Consider the following 13,498-nt stretch of genomic DNA (forward strand, 5'->3'; position numbering starts at 1 on the left):
AATCGAGTGTGCGCCACTGCACAAACTTTCGTCTAAGCATTAGACATAACCCGGAGTGTGTCAACCCCCTGTCGACGTTCAGGCACGTCCGGGGCGCCATGAGGGGATCCGCGGCTGGGCGTAAAAAAGCCACTGCCCGGGCAGGTCTACGTGCAATGGCACCGGGGGCGGAGCCCGGCAGTGGCCAGGACGCGTGCTATGCGCCGCCGGCTTCCTCTTCAAGCTCTTCGAGCACGTGGGCGGCGTCCCGGTTGCCTCGTGCCGCCAACCGGCGGAGCTCATCGAGGTTGCCCCTCTCGCCGGCCGTTTCCACCAGCTGGTCCGCCGCGTCGCGGCTGCCCGAATCAGCCAGCCGCCGGAGTTCGTCCAGGTCCCCCCGCTCGGCGGCACGCTCAATCAGTTCATCGACGGCGTCGGACTCGCCGCGGGCCGCCCGCTGCCGCAGGGCCTCAAGTTCAGGATCGGGTGTCTGCACGCTCCCACTATGGGCTCACGCGTCCTTCACGTCCAGAGCAGGCAAACGCCAAATTTGGCAGGAGGCGTCAGTACAGGAAGATGTCGATCCATTCGCGGTTGTGGGCATGGATGAGGACCAGGAACAGCACGAAGTCGAACAGCAGGTGGACGCTGACGATGTAGGACAGCGACTTGGTAATCGTAAAGAGCCGCGCTTGGAGCAGGGCAAACGGGAAGATGAAGAACGGCGCCCAGGACTGGAATCCCAGCTCCCACAGGAATGACGTGAAAAGCACTGCCTGGAGCAGGTTGGCCTGCCAGTCCGGAAGGTGCCGGCGCAGGAGCGTGAAGGCCGTGCAGATGAAGAACAGCTCGTCCCAGATCCCCAGCACGTTGGTGCCCAGGAAGAGCCGGGCGATGCCCTCCGGATCGCTCACGGCCGGCCAGTTGTTGTAGACACCCGTCCGGATCATGTAGACCGGCATCAGGGCGTACCCGATGAGCAGGACTGCGGGCAGGTACCATTTTTCGGCCCTGGTCCACGGCTGGCCGGTCCGGACGGGGAAGCGGATGGCGTGGTCCTTCGTGACAAACCGCGAAACCGCGTAGGGAATGCCGACGGCCAGGATCATCGCGGTACCCATCACGGCCATGTGCTCGGTGCTGATGTCCGTGGTGATGGGAACCAGGCTCATGGCGGTCAGGCCCACGGCTATCAGCGCCAGGTCAATAACAAGGCGGCGGCTGATGATCCCGGCCAGCACCAGGGCGGCGGCCAGGAGGAGGAAGCCCGGGACGCGGTCCTCCCGGGCAAACAGCAGAAAGCCCGACGCCGACACCATCACGGCCGGGATCAGGCTCAGTGACGGGCGGGGCAGGTCAGCAGGGCCGGCGCCGCGCACTTGGGCTTGCGCCGCAGATTGCTGCCTCACAGCGTCGCCAGGAGTCCGGCCGCCTCATCGAGTGCGCCGGGGACGAGGGAGTAGTAGGCCCAGGTGCCACGCTTTTCGCGGTTGAGCAGGCCGGCATCCACCAGGATTTTCAGGTGGTGGGAGACCGTGGGCTGGCCGAGGTCCAGTGGCTCGGTAAGGTCGCACACACAGGCTTCGCCTGATTCCCCCGCCTTGACGATCGACAGCAGGCGGAGCCGGTTCGGATCGGCCAGCGCCTTGAAAACCAGGGCCCTCTGCTGGGCCTCCTTGGCGCTGAGGACCGGCTTCCCGGACGGCGCGCAGCAGGCGTCCACCTCGGGTTCGAGAATCTGCAGGGAGGTCATGCACCCCATTATGCAACGGCGTGACATTCGTCGATATAGGCGGCCATGCGTCACCTATCGACGTCTATCGTTTACAAAGCCCGCCGCGCAGGAGGAGGGTGAGCGCAGGAATCCGAAGCCTCCGGTAGCCGCGCAGCACCCGGATGCCCAGTAGCCTTTTACTAACGCCCGAAGCAAAGGAACCTGCCGTGACCATCACCTCGAATAACCAGCACGCCGCAACGGAGCAACTGATCATTATCGGTTCGGGCCCGGCCGGGTACACCGCTGCCATTTATGCTGCCCGGGCGGGCCTGGAACCGCTGGTGCTGGCCGGGTCCGTGACGGCCGGGGGTGCGCTGATGAACACTACCGAGGTGGAGAATTTCCCCGGCTTCCCGGGCGGGATCCAGGGGCCGGAGCTGATGGACGGGCTGCAGGAGCAGGCCGAGAAGTTCGGCGCGAAAGTACTGTTCGACGACGTCACGGAGGTCCAGTTGAAGGGCCACCTGAAGACGGTGGTCACCGGCGGAGGCGAAACCCACCGTGCCCCGGCGGTCATCCTTGCCACCGGTTCCGCGTACAAGGAACTCGGGCTGCCGGAGGAGAAGAAGTTCAGCGGCCATGGTGTGTCCTGGTGTGCCACCTGTGACGGGTTCTTTTTCCGGGAACAGGACATCATCGTGGTGGGCGGCGGGGATTCGGCGATGGAGGAAGCGATGTTCCTGACCCGGTTCGGAAAGTCCGTGACCGTCGTGGTGAGGAAGGGCGAGCTGCGTGCCTCGCGGATCATGGCGCAGCGGGCCAAGGACAACCCCAAGATCAGTTTTGCCTGGAACTCTGCCGTCACGGCCATTCACGGTGACGGAAAGGTCTCCGGGGTGACGCTGACGGATACGCGCACGGGGCAGACCCGGCGCCAGGACGCCACGGGGATTTTCGTTGCAATCGGCCACGTGCCGCGCACCGAACTGCTGACCGGGCAGGTGGACCTCGACGAGGAGGGCTACATCAAGGTCGATTCGCCCACCACCGTCACCAACCTCTCCGGCGTGTTTGCCTGTGGGGACGCGGTGGACCACCGGTACCGCCAGGCGATCACCGCCGCCGGCACGGGCTGCGCTTCTGCCCTGGACGCCGAACGCTACCTCGCCGCGCTGGAGGATGCGGACAGCATTGCCACCGCTTTGGTTGAGGAACCAACCCACAGCTAGGACCCGGAACAGGGGGAGGGGGTGAGCGGAATGACGACAGGATGCTGCGGCGACTCCGCACAAGCGGGAAAAGCGGGCGACGCCGGAACCTCCCGGCGTCGCCCGCTTTTCCCTAAGCGGTGTGAACTTACGCGGAGGCCAGCGCGCGGTCTTCGCCGCGCACGCTCAGCGTAAAGGTGTTGGGTCCGCTGCAGGTGACGGCGATGCGGCAGGTGGTGGTGTCGTGGTGTGTAGAAAGGTCGCTTACCGCGGGGTCCAGGGTGTGGTGGAGGGCCGACCGGTCCCAGATCTTCAGGGTCACGGAGTCATTGGCATCGAACGTCATTATTCAACTTCCATTTCATGCGGTTGGCGGCCCGGAGTCTTCATTGCCCGGACCGTGTCCTCGTCGGTGAGGACGGACTGCAGGTGGGAAAGCGCATTCCCGTACTTCCATGGTGCAGGTTGCTGTGGGGATTGGCAACCGTAGCAGGGCTGATGTGACCAAGCACACGGGACTGCCGGGAGTGTTGCCCGGAAGCCGCATGCCCTGCTTTCCATGGTGCCCAGAGCCGGGTGCGAGTCTCAACCAATATGCGGATTGTTGCAGGTGAGACTCGTCACCTCGCGGTAACCGGGGGGCGGCCCTACTCGTCGAAGTAGGTGACGATCTGCTGCTCGCCCGAAATGGACCTGATGACAGAAGCCGCTACATCCCGGAGCTTGATGTTGCGGGTGTTGGAGGCCCTGGTGAGGATCCGGAATGCAGTGTCGCGGCTGCACCTGTTTTCGGCCATAATCGCGCCAACCGCCATGTCGATAATGGTGCGGGACTGCATGGCCGACGCGAGGTCGCTCCTGGCCTCGCTGAGCTGGGTGATGCGAAGCACCAGCCGCACCGAACTTGCGGCCTGGCTGGCGAAGGCTTCCACGGTGGACACATCGTCCTCGGAAAATCCGTTGCTTCGGCCGGAATAGAGGTTGAGGACCGCTTCTGCCTCGCCGGCCAGGTCCAGCGGTACCGCGAGGATGGAGGAAACGCCATGCTCCCTGGCGACCTTCAGGTACGGAGACCAGCGCCGCTCAGTGGCAAGGTCGGATACCAGGACAGCCTTCCCGGCCCGGAGCGCCGTCAGGCAGGGTCCATCCCCGAACCCGTTCTGCAACTCGTCCAGGGCGTGGGCTGCCGCGTCGCTGCTGGCTACTGCTTCGGCTCTCTTGCGCCGGATGACGGTGACTCCCGTGTGGATGCGGTTGTCAGGGGAGGACAGCCTTGAAGAAGAAACCACCGCCAAGTCCGTAAGGAAGCCGACGACGTCCCGGCTGTCCAGGACCATCTCCTGCAGCCGCAGCTCAATGTTCGACGCCGATTGCGGTACTTCCCGGGGTGCGGCGTCAAAGCTGCCGGCGCTGGATTCGTGAGCAGTCATGGTAGGTCGTCTTCCGTTAGTTCCGTAATCGCGGTGGCAATCAAAGCCACTTGTGCAGCCGGGATGTCGAGTGCTTCGTGGAGGTAGGCATCCAGGGACATCTCATCAATCCCGCCACCGAGCCCGTAGTAATACGTCCACAACTTGGCCAGCGGCAAATCGGTGTTCCGGAAGCGTTCAGCTGTGCCGCGCCGCTCTTCAGCTGCGCGGTTCGGTTGCTCGGAACCTTCGCCCCCGTCGGTATACATTCCTATCCTCCGTTGAGCCGGCCTGCCGGGAACTGAGCTCCCCGGACGATGTCGCTGGCGATGTCATGGACCCGCCGGTTGTTGGACTTGGCGGCCCGCTGGAGGATCTCCAGGGCGCCTTCCCGCCCGCCACGCTGCTGGAGCATGATCAGGGATACCGCGGCGTCCACCACCGCCCGTGACTTGAGCGCGGCGCGGAGATGCTCGGGATGCACATTCGCGCCGTGCAGCCGCAGGGCGATCCGCAGGACCCGGGACATGGACCCCGCGTGCTGCTCCAACAGGGCTTTGGTTTCCTCGGTGAAGGCGCCCACCGTGCTTGCATAGCAGTTCAGTCCGGCACGGGAAAAGGGCTCGGTGGGGATGGGGACAGCCAGGACGGAACGTACGCCTTCCTGGAGTGCTGCCTCCAGGTAGTCGCTCCAGCGTTCGTCGCCCCTCAAATCCGGAATCCACACCAGGCGCTGCTCCCGCACCGCCGTCAGGCAGGGCCCGTCATGGAACGCGTACTGTGTTTCATCCAGCCGGCGGCCGGCTTCGCTGCTGCTGGCAACCGTTACCGGGCCCCCGTCGCGCTCCACGGTAATAGTGCACGTCACTTGACCCTCAGGGCCAACCAGCGACGCGGACATTGTGGCGAGTCCCAGGAGGAAGTCAGGAAACTCAGGGCTCTCAAGCAGCAGATCCTGCATCTGGTCCGAAGTGGTAAGTCTGCTGTCCTGGGCCATGAGGCCTCGATCCCTGGGTTTGCCGTGAGCATTTGCCCCTGGCCAGCGGCCTCCGCTCTCTGCGCGGCCGACCTGAGTATTCAACCTCTGGATCTGTTTATATCCCGAAATCTCCTACTACCGACACTACGCCGGTGCGGGACCTATTGATATGCCCGCACCTTCCGATCTACTCGTCCGGCCCGGTTTGCCGTCCCGGGCCGTCATCCCGGGCCTCCGCAACTTCGGGACCTGAGGCCGGGCCGCCGTCGAAATCATCCGAGTAAGGGGCCCGGGGTCTGGGGAGGTCGTCAATCAGCTCATTGGCGGCCAGCGCCAGCAGGTCGCGCTGGACGGGCGGCAGGGAAAGCAGCCCCTGCAGGTAGGCTTCCACCTCGTATTCGCCCGCATCGCCGGACATGCCGAAATATTTCAGCCACAGCTCGGATACCTGGATATCTGCGGCCTTCAGCGCGGAGCGCAGCCTGCGCCGTTGTTCCGGTTCGTTCGGATCAAAGCCCACGGGCAGCTCCTACGCGCCGTGGGCCGGCGTCCCGGCCAGGACGCGTTCGCTGATCTGCTGCAATGCGGTGTTTTCGTCGCGGGCCTGCTTGATTAATCGATGCAGGGCGGCTTCGTGGCTAATCCCCAGGCGTTCCATCAGCACGCCGCACGCCCGGTTTACAACGTCACGGCTGTAGAGGGACGCCTGCAGGCCCTGGGTCATTCTGTGTGGTGCCTCGCTGGCCTGGATGTGCGAGAGAAGCGTGGCGGCCGGGGCAGCAAAGAGTTGAAGCAGGATAACACTGGACTCGTCATAGGTATTCGGGGTGGCAGCGTACAGCTTCAGGGCGCCGACGGATTCCTTGCCTGCGATTAGTGGAGCACTGACAACCGAACGCACAGGCAGGCCCGCCACGGCCTTGCGCCATTCCGGCCAACGCGATTCCTCCGTGAGGTCCTTTACCAGTACAGGTTCCTCCGTGGCCCAGGCGGTCAGGCACGGACCCTCCCCGCACTCGTACTGCGTGGCATCTGCCTGGCTGACAATCCTGTCCGTGTAACCGCTGCTGGTGCGGCGCCCCCGGGCATCCAGGAGGGAGACTCCAGCTCCGATGGTGCCCGGAACGGACTCTTTGGCTGCCTGGGCAAGCAGCCTCACTGCGGTGTTCACTTTTTCTTCCGTCAGCAGCAGCCCCTGAATGCGAGCGATCACGGTGCTGAGCTCGTCCAGGGGAAGTTGCTGCGCCATAGTCCCAGCATAGGCCCAAGGGCGCGCCGCCGCCCCTTGGCTCACAGGGAAACCGGCCACCCTGAGGGGCTAACGACGGCGGGACTGCGGTCAGGTGCGCGCGTACGAGCAGCCTCAAGCCGTGTACGCATAGGGGCCCGTCTTACTGGATGAGGTCTTCCAGGTATGGTGCGCGGGGCAGTGGTGGAAATTCATCGATGAGTTCATTCGCTGCGTGTGCTATCAAATCGCGTTGGTCCGGTGGCAGTGACATCAGCGACTGGATGTAGGCGTCCACTTCGTATTCGCCTACCGTGCCGCCGATGCTGAAGTAGCGGAGCCACAGATCGCCGTGCCGTATGCCCGCGTGGTGCAGGGCCTTGCGCAGGAGCCGGCTTTGCTCCTGCTCGAGTCCTGATCCAAGGTCCGGCCTGCCTCGGTCACCGTCACCCGTCATCAGGACCGCTTTTCGTTTCGGTGAGTATGTCGGTGCTGACGCTGAAGAGCGACTGCCTGCTGGTCTTGGACAGCTCCAGGAGTTTCTGCAGGGCCGCGCCCTGGTCCAGGCCATGCCTGTGCATCAGGAAACCCTGGGCCCGGTTTATCGTGTCCCGGCTCAGCAGCGCAGATGTCAGGACCTGGGTAAAGCGCTTCGGTGCCTCGGAGCTCTGGATGTTGGCCAGCAGCGTGGCGGCAGGGACGACGAGTTTCTCCAGCGGCCGCGCGGTGGCGGCGTCGTACGCCCCCGGTTGGGTTGAATAGATCTTTAGCGCTCCCAGGCAACGGGTGCCGGACATGAGCGGAGCGCTGATCACGGATCGGATGGAGATGTCCCTTACCGCTTGGGACCACAGCGGCCAACGGTCATCAGTGGCGACGTCGTGCATCACCACGGTGCGTTCAGTCGCCCAGGCTGTGAGGCAGGGTCCCTGTCCGAGCTCGTATTGGGCCTCGTCTGCCTCGAGTACCGCAGGGTCGGTGGCACCTGTGCTGGTTCTGTTCCCATGTTCGTCCAGGAGTGACACCCCGGCACCGGAACTTCCCGGAAAGGCGTCCCGGATTCCCTCGGCCAGCAACTGAACGGCGCGGTCAACCTTCTCCTCGGTCAGGAGCATGCCGTTGATGCGCGCGAGCGCGAGGGTGAGTTCATCCAGGGGGAGCTGTTGTGGCATGGTAGCCAACCTTCTGCGTCGGACGATTGCCGTCCTTCGGAGTGCCCCCTGCTGGGCCGGGACCGGAAATTTTCCTCCGGCCCATATCCAGCATAGCCCCTGGCGCAGCCACCATGTCTGGGTCCGGCACGCCTGTTTGCCGCTTGTCCAAAAAATCCATGTACGCTGGGGGAACGTTTGGAAGTGGGCGTCTTAAGGCCGCACGCGAAAACTGGATGCGGTTGAAGCCCAACTTCAGGAAGTGCCATGGACGCTTTGCCCGAAACTGCAGATTCTTTGCCCGACACTGCGGAACCCTTTCCCCGCGTAACAGACGCTTTCGTCAGCACCGCCGCAACTGAGCACGAGATCGTTTCGCGCCTCCAGGATCTGGTCCTGCAAACGGCTGACCCCCAGGACTTCTTCAAGGAATTTGCCGTCTTTTCGGCGTCCATGCTGGCCCCGCCCGGAGGCGATGTCCATTGCAATGTCACTGTGGTGCGGCGGAAAAGGCCCGTCACTGTGGCCTCCAGTACACCGCGGGCGCGAATCATGGATGAGCTGCAGTATGCCCACGGCGACGGTCCGTGCCTTTTGGCGATGCGGACCGGCAAAACCGTTTACGTCGGCGACGTCACGAACGAGCGCCGTTGGCCGGAATACGTCCGTGCGGTGGCTGCCCAGGGTGTTCGCTCAATTCTTGGCGTTCCCCTGCAGCTCGAGGGCGATGCCACTGCTGCCCTGAACATCTACTCCTCAGCGGTCCGGGGATTTTCCCCGGAGGAGATTGTACGGGCTGAAGTGTTCTGCGAGCAGTCCTCCAAAACGCTCCGGCTTGAACTGCGCATGGCCCAGTTGAAGGACGCAAAGGAGGACCTGGAGGCGGCAATGAAGTCCAGGACGGCAATTGATGTCGCAGTCGGGGTCATCATGGCGCAAAACCGCTGCAGCCAGAGCGCAGCCATGGCCATCCTGAGGACGGCCTCCAACAGTCGCAATATCAAGCTGCGTGACGTGGCCGCAGGCGTCATCGAATCCGTCTCGCCGGACCCGGCGCTGCGCACGCACTTCGACGAATAGCGGCCGGAGCGGCCTGCTGGACAGCAGGGCGCCGAGTGCGTAGATTCTAAGTGGCGGGCGTCACGTTATCGGGACGCTTCCCCTCCGGGTCAAGTGCAGGGCCATCAGGAGGAACCGCTGTAGCAACACGGCGGACAGATGCACACCAGCGAAAGAGAGCCATCATGGCTGCCTCGCATTTCTCAACCTTTCTTGCCGAAGCCACAGTTCCCGAATTCGATACTGACTGCCCCATGTCCGCCGACTGCCTTTACGGCCTGTACGTCAGCTGGTGCTTCCTGCAGGGCATGGAAGCGAAACCGGACGTTACCTTCCGTGCCGCAATGCACCGGGCCGGCGTCGACGTTCATGACAGCAGGCTCCGGATGGTCGGTCCGGCGGCGGCCGACTACATCCTGTCCAGCTACCCCGCGGCCGCCTGACAATGTCGATCCACCCCGAGGGTCCCAACAATGGCGTCAGAGGGAAGCAGGCTGAGGACTATCCCCTCATCTGCACCAGGTGCGGCTCGGACCGCCACTTGGCCCTGCACTCCATCGCGGCGCTCACCCCTCCTGCCAGCGGTTCCGTGGAAGTGGGTTACTCCTGCAGGACGTGCAGGAACCAATACCTCCACCGGGCGGGCGTTGTTGCTGTTGCCGCGGTCCTGAACCGGGTCCGGAGCCTGGAGGACGTGCTCGCCTTCGGCGGGCACTACATCCACTGCGGGCAGCCCATGCAGAAGACGGGCTCGGAACTCCGCCGCCTTTATGCGCCTGCCACCACGGACCAGGACCTGGTAGACGCCTTGGACGTATACCTCACAACGCAGGTATTGCACTGTCCATGCGGTTTCCAGATGGAGCTGCCCGAGTAGGCATCGGCTCTCGTCTCGGGAAGTGTCCGTTCGGCATAAAGCCAATCGAGATCGGCTTCGCCCTGCTTCATGTACGTCAACAGCCGCCTCTTTCGTGGGCCGGGACATAGGATAGGCGCATGTCGAATTCATCAGGGAGCGAGCCCGCAGCGCAGCTCCAGAGCATTCTGGTGGGCACGGAAGATGCAACTGAATTTCTCTCCGGGCTCTCCAAACTGGCGGCTGCGGCGGTTTCGGAGGCGGCCGGCGACGAGGTCGAATGCGCAGTCACCGTCAAGCTGAGGCGCAAGCCCTCTACTGCGGCGGGCAGCAGCAAACGCGCGATCGAGCTGGATGAGCTGGAGCAGGAAGTGGGCGACGGTCCCTGTATCAAAGCGCTCAGGGACATGTCCCCGGTGATTATCGACGACGTCGCCGCGGACCAGAGGTGGCCGGAACTGAGCCGGAAATTCGCCGAGGCGGGCGTCTACAGCTCCTTGGGAGTGCCCCTGGAGATCAGCGAAGGAGCCAGCGCCGCACTGAACTTCTTCGCATCAAAGCCCGGCGTCTTCACACCGAATGTCTACGACAAGGCTCTCGGCTTTGCTGCCGCCGCCCACAGCACGCTGCAGCTGTCGGTCCGCATCAAATCGGCAGAACACCGGGCCGAGGACCTGGAGGCGGCCATGGAAAGCCGGACCGCCATCAATTTGGCCTGCGGTGTGATCATGGCGCAGAACAGGTGCTCGCAGTCGGAAGCGATGGAAATCCTGACCAAGGTCTCCAGTAACCGCAACCGCAAGCTGCGCGACGTCGCCACCGAACTGATCGAACAGTTGTCCGGCACCAGCATCCAGACACACTTCGAGTAGGCCCAGTCCTGCCTCAGCCAGGCGCTATTGGTTCAGTTGCCCTTCGAACGAACGGAAACGCTGCACCCGGTGCCCGCACTGCGGACGTCCCAGCAGTTGCCGCGGCCGATCACGTCGAATTCCGCGTCGCCGACGCTGGGCAGGAGAACCGCCGTGTTCTCGTCCACCGCCACTGCCCTGTCCACGAGGCCCGCGGTCACGGCACCCACGGCCCTGCTGAGGGTGCCGGCCTGGGCGGCGTGGACGTCCACGGAGAAGGGAACGAGCCCCAGTCCGTCGCGTACATCCACTTCGTCGAGGTCCTCGGAGCACTCCTCGCCGCACACTTCGACGCCGCCAATCCGGTAGCCGCCAATAATGCCCCTGCGGGGCGCAACCATGGCGCCGGCGGAAAACCCAAGGTAGGGGGCGCCGTCGGCCACTCTTGCCGCGATGGCACCCGCGCAGTCCCGAAGCCCTTCGAGGTATGCCGGGGTCAGCCCGCCGCCCACCACCACAGCGTCAGCGTTATCGAAAACCGCCGGATCCGCCGGGCTGCCCGCATGGAGCAGGACCGGTACCACCTCGCAGGAGGTCAGGGATTGAAGCGGCCCGGCGTAATCCTGCAGCACACTTTCAGGGTTACCGCCGCGGTGGTGCACCACAACGGCGATCCGGCGCAACTGGCCGCGGCGCCCGGGGATGTTCTTGATGAAGCGCTCGAACACCTCGGGGAAAGAGTGGTAGTCCGGTCCGGCGCCGGCCAGAAAAATGCCCATGGGCTACAAGATACAGCGCGGGCCTGGGCTTGCCGGGCCGGAAACAGGAATTCCACAAAGCATTGACACCTGCTTGACGCCGGACTATCGTACAACCAAATGGTTGTAGATCAGCTCCGTGAAACCGAACTTGACCGCCTTTTCCAGGCGTTCGCCGACTCCACGCGGCGGGACATCGTCCGCCGGGTGACGGTCGAAGAATACACAGTCTCCGGCCTCGCGGGCCTTTACGCCATGAGTTTCGCCGCCGTCCAAAAGCATGTTGCGGTGTTGGAGCGCGCCTCCCTGGTCGCCAAGGAAAAGCGCGGAAGGGAGCAGATCGTGCGGGGTAACCATGAAGGGCTGCAGAAAGCCCGCCGGCTGCTCGATGAGTACGAGGCGATTTGGCACCAGCGCGTAGGCCGGATCGCTGACATTCTGGCCGAAGGATAAGGGAAAGGTTTCTGCAATGCCGGTAATCAGTTCCACCAAGAATCTTGAAGCGCTGAGCTTCACGCTGATCGCAGAATTTGATGCGGACATCCAGCGGGTCTGGCAAATCTGGGAAGACCCACGCCAGCTGGAACGCTGGTGGGGCCCGCCTACCTGGCCGGCCACCTTCGAGGAGTTCGACTTCCGCTCAGACGGCAAGGCCAGCTACTACATGAGCGGTCCCGAGGGTGAAAAGGCCCGCGGCTGGTGGCGCTTCACCACCATCGATGGCCCCAAGAGGCTTGCCTTCGATGACGGATTTGCCGATGACAACGGCCAGCCCGTGGATGACCTGGGAACCACCCACGCCACCGTCAACCTGGAGGGCATTGGCGGCCGCACCAGGATGACGATCGTCTCCTCCTTCGAGTCGGAGGAGCAGATGGAGCAGATGGTCCAGATGGGCATGGAGGAAGGCATGAGGGAGGCCGTCGGGCAGATCGATGCCCTCCTTTCCGAACACGCCAAGGCCTGAGCAGCCAACCTGGCCCGCAACCCAAGGGAGCGGACGACGGCGGGGCCTCCCGCCGTCGTCCGTTTAGGCCTTTCCTGGTGCGGCACCCGCGGCGATGACAAGGAGCGAGCTCGTGGCGGTGGCCAGCAGCTCACCGGCCGGGCCAAGAATGCGTCCCTCGGCAAAGATGACGCGCTGCCCTTGCTTGACCACCGCTCCCTCGGCCCGAAGGGTCCCGTGCTGGGCCGTGATGGGGCGAAGATAGCTGACGGAAAGGTCGATGGAGGTGTAGCCGAACCCAGCCGCCAACGTACTGTGGGCGGCGCACCCGACCACCGTATCCAGGAGCGTGCACGCCAGGCCGCCGTGCACCACGCCCAGAGGGTTGTAATGCGCTTCAGCGGGCCTGCATTCAAACTCCACCCGCCCGGACTCCACTGCCACAAGAGCCAGGTTCATCAGTGCTGCCATGGGCGGCCGTGGAATGGCCCCGTCGCGCATTCCGGCGAGGAACTCCAGCCCGGACATCCGCGGGAGGTGTGCCAGCCCCACCCGGGGGTCCGTCCAGCGAAAGGTTTCCGCCCGCTCTGCTGATCCGCTGGAATCCATGGACGTGCTCCTCTTCGATCGGCCGGCCTGAACAGCCTAAACCTCGCGCCCGAAGTGATCCACGGTTGGCGTTGAAGCCGACGAAAAGCTTCTGAATACTGGGAGGAAGGATCATTCCGACGTGAGGCGGTGGCAGCGATGAGCAGCGGTGCGGAGGACTTCCGGAAGCGCCTGGAGCGGGCCGCAGAAGTCCGGTCCTACCGGGGCGCCGGCATCAGCGCCGAGGAGGAAGCGGCGCTTGACGCCCTCGATGCCCAGGAGCGGGAGAAGCGCCGGAAGGTGGGCGATGCTGCCAGGGCGGAGTATCTGGTCCGGGATGCCATGGCGCAAGGAAAGTTCGACAACCTCAAGTACGCGGGCAAACCGATTCCAGGGTTGGGGGAGTCCTACGATCCCGACTGGTGGGTCAAGGGCCTCATTCAGCGGGAAAACATCAGCGGCCTCGGTCCGGCGGCCATCCTGCTCCGCACCGAGGACGCCGAGCTGGATGCCAAGCTCGATGCCCAGTACACGGAACAGCAGGTCCGCGACATCCTGCAGGATTTCAACCGCCGGGTCATCGACGCGCGGCGCCAGCTTCAGGGCGGGCCGCCGGTCATCACCAAGACCCGGGACGTGGAGGAGGAAGTGCGGCTGTGGCGCGAACGCCGGGCAGCCTCGCAGGTTCCCCAGACTGAGGCGGAGCCGGAAGCGCCCCGCTCGTGGTGGCGGCGGCTGTGGAAAGGGACCGGCCCGGCCTACTGACCCG

General features: G+C 64.2%; 21 protein-coding genes. 8 read left to right on the forward strand and 13 right to left on the reverse strand.

Annotated elements, in window-relative coordinates:
* Positions 1-196: 196 nt before the first annotated feature.
* From M8J71_RS21130 to M8J71_RS21140, 3 genes are all read right to left on the reverse strand, one after another.
* Positions 197-475 (reverse strand): hypothetical protein, encoded by a 279-nt coding sequence (locus M8J71_RS21130; RefSeq protein ID WP_256249802.1) that lies wholly within the window; start codon positions 473-475, stop codon positions 197-199.
* A 67-nt stretch (positions 476-542) separates the two neighbouring features.
* A complete protein-coding gene (locus tag M8J71_RS21135; protein WP_256250092.1) occupies positions 543-1,298 on the reverse strand; it encodes a CPBP family intramembrane metalloprotease in 756 nt (251 codons plus the stop codon).
* 86 nt (positions 1,299-1,384) lie between these two features.
* Positions 1,385-1,732 (reverse strand): ArsR/SmtB family transcription factor, encoded by a 348-nt coding sequence (locus tag M8J71_RS21140; protein ID WP_256249803.1) that lies wholly within the window; start codon positions 1,730-1,732, stop codon positions 1,385-1,387.
* A 194-nt stretch (positions 1,733-1,926) separates the two neighbouring features.
* Here M8J71_RS21140 and trxB point away from each other — a divergent pair, with 194 nt between their 5' ends.
* Positions 1,927-2,925 carry a thioredoxin-disulfide reductase gene (gene trxB / locus M8J71_RS21145; RefSeq protein ID WP_256250093.1) on the forward strand — a complete coding sequence of 333 codons (999 nt, stop codon included), beginning with the start codon at positions 1,927-1,929 and terminating at the stop codon, positions 2,923-2,925.
* A gap of 127 nt (positions 2,926-3,052) precedes the next feature.
* On the opposite strand, the gene M8J71_RS21150 is transcribed toward trxB, so the two are convergent.
* From M8J71_RS21150 to M8J71_RS21185, 8 genes are all read right to left on the reverse strand, one after another.
* Positions 3,053-3,250, reverse strand: a complete 198-nt coding sequence (locus M8J71_RS21150) for a hypothetical protein (RefSeq protein ID WP_256249804.1) — start codon at positions 3,248-3,250, stop codon at positions 3,053-3,055.
* A 301-nt stretch (positions 3,251-3,551) separates the two neighbouring features.
* Complete coding sequence (locus M8J71_RS21155; RefSeq protein ID WP_256249805.1) at positions 3,552-4,334, reverse strand: GAF and ANTAR domain-containing protein; 783 nt, start codon at positions 4,332-4,334, stop codon at positions 3,552-3,554.
* The gene (locus M8J71_RS21160; protein WP_256249806.1) at positions 4,331-4,582 is read right to left on the reverse strand and encodes a hypothetical protein; all 252 of its coding nucleotides are present in this window, start codon (positions 4,580-4,582) and stop codon (positions 4,331-4,333) included. Before M8J71_RS21160 ends, M8J71_RS21155 begins: the two co-directional genes overlap by 4 nt.
* A 2-nt stretch (positions 4,583-4,584) precedes the next feature.
* Positions 4,585-5,310 carry a GAF and ANTAR domain-containing protein gene (locus M8J71_RS21165; protein ID WP_256249807.1) on the reverse strand — a complete coding sequence of 242 codons (726 nt, stop codon included), beginning with the start codon at positions 5,308-5,310 and terminating at the stop codon, positions 4,585-4,587.
* A 169-nt stretch (positions 5,311-5,479) separates the two neighbouring features.
* A complete protein-coding gene (locus M8J71_RS21170; RefSeq protein WP_256249808.1) occupies positions 5,480-5,812 on the reverse strand; it encodes a hypothetical protein in 333 nt (110 codons plus the stop codon).
* 9 nt (positions 5,813-5,821) lie between these two features.
* Positions 5,822-6,541, reverse strand: a complete 720-nt coding sequence (locus M8J71_RS21175; protein ID WP_256249809.1) for a GAF and ANTAR domain-containing protein — start codon at positions 6,539-6,541, stop codon at positions 5,822-5,824.
* Between the two features lie 142 nt (positions 6,542-6,683).
* On the reverse strand, positions 6,684-6,977 hold the full coding sequence (locus tag M8J71_RS21180) for a hypothetical protein (RefSeq protein ID WP_256249814.1): 294 nt from the start codon (positions 6,975-6,977) through the stop codon (positions 6,684-6,686).
* Positions 6,967-7,692, reverse strand: a complete 726-nt coding sequence (locus M8J71_RS21185) for a GAF domain-containing protein (RefSeq protein ID WP_256249815.1) — start codon at positions 7,690-7,692, stop codon at positions 6,967-6,969. Before M8J71_RS21185 ends, M8J71_RS21180 begins: the two co-directional genes overlap by 11 nt.
* Before the next feature lie 246 nt (positions 7,693-7,938).
* Between M8J71_RS21185 and M8J71_RS21190 the strand changes: the two genes are divergently transcribed.
* The 4 genes from M8J71_RS21190 to M8J71_RS21205 all read left to right on the forward strand — a co-directional run bounded on the left by M8J71_RS21190 (position 7,939) and on the right by M8J71_RS21205 (position 10,458).
* Positions 7,939-8,751, forward strand: coding sequence for an ANTAR domain-containing protein (locus M8J71_RS21190; protein ID WP_256249817.1), 813 nt, complete (start codon positions 7,939-7,941; stop codon positions 8,749-8,751).
* Between the two features lie 164 nt (positions 8,752-8,915).
* A complete protein-coding gene (locus M8J71_RS21195; protein ID WP_256249818.1) occupies positions 8,916-9,173 on the forward strand; it encodes a hypothetical protein in 258 nt (85 codons plus the stop codon).
* A 2-nt stretch (positions 9,174-9,175) separates the two neighbouring features.
* Positions 9,176-9,607, forward strand: coding sequence for a hypothetical protein (locus M8J71_RS21200; protein WP_256249819.1), 432 nt, complete (start codon positions 9,176-9,178; stop codon positions 9,605-9,607).
* A 119-nt stretch (positions 9,608-9,726) separates the two neighbouring features.
* A complete protein-coding gene (locus tag M8J71_RS21205) occupies positions 9,727-10,458 on the forward strand; it encodes a GAF and ANTAR domain-containing protein (RefSeq protein WP_256249820.1) in 732 nt (243 codons plus the stop codon).
* 32 nt (positions 10,459-10,490) lie between these two features.
* Here the strand turns inward: M8J71_RS21205 and M8J71_RS21210 are convergent, their stop codons facing one another.
* Entirely contained in the window at positions 10,491-11,216 is a 726-nt protein-coding gene (locus M8J71_RS21210) for a Type 1 glutamine amidotransferase-like domain-containing protein (RefSeq protein WP_256249821.1), read from the reverse strand.
* A 99-nt stretch (positions 11,217-11,315) separates the two neighbouring features.
* Here M8J71_RS21210 and M8J71_RS21215 point away from each other — a divergent pair, with 99 nt between their 5' ends.
* Together M8J71_RS21215 and M8J71_RS21220 are read left to right on the forward strand one after the other, a co-directional pair.
* Positions 11,316-11,648, forward strand: coding sequence for an ArsR/SmtB family transcription factor (locus tag M8J71_RS21215; protein WP_256249824.1), 333 nt, complete (start codon positions 11,316-11,318; stop codon positions 11,646-11,648).
* 16 nt (positions 11,649-11,664) lie between these two features.
* Positions 11,665-12,162: an SRPBCC family protein gene (locus M8J71_RS21220; protein ID WP_256249825.1), complete on the forward strand. Its 498-nt coding sequence runs from the start codon at positions 11,665-11,667 to the stop codon at positions 12,160-12,162.
* 63 nt (positions 12,163-12,225) lie between these two features.
* Here M8J71_RS21220 and M8J71_RS21225 read toward each other — a convergent pair whose 3' ends face one another.
* The gene (locus tag M8J71_RS21225) at positions 12,226-12,750 is read right to left on the reverse strand and encodes a PaaI family thioesterase (RefSeq protein ID WP_256249827.1); all 525 of its coding nucleotides are present in this window, start codon (positions 12,748-12,750) and stop codon (positions 12,226-12,228) included.
* A 138-nt stretch (positions 12,751-12,888) separates the two neighbouring features.
* On the opposite strand from M8J71_RS21225, the gene M8J71_RS21230 reads away from it, so the two are divergent.
* Positions 12,889-13,494, forward strand: coding sequence for a J-domain-containing protein (locus M8J71_RS21230; RefSeq protein WP_256249829.1), 606 nt, complete (start codon positions 12,889-12,891; stop codon positions 13,492-13,494).
* Positions 13,495-13,498: the final 4 nt, after the last annotated feature.

Source organism: Pseudarthrobacter sp. R1 (genome assembly GCF_024494415.1).
GTDB lineage: Bacteria > Actinomycetota > Actinomycetes > Actinomycetales > Micrococcaceae > Arthrobacter.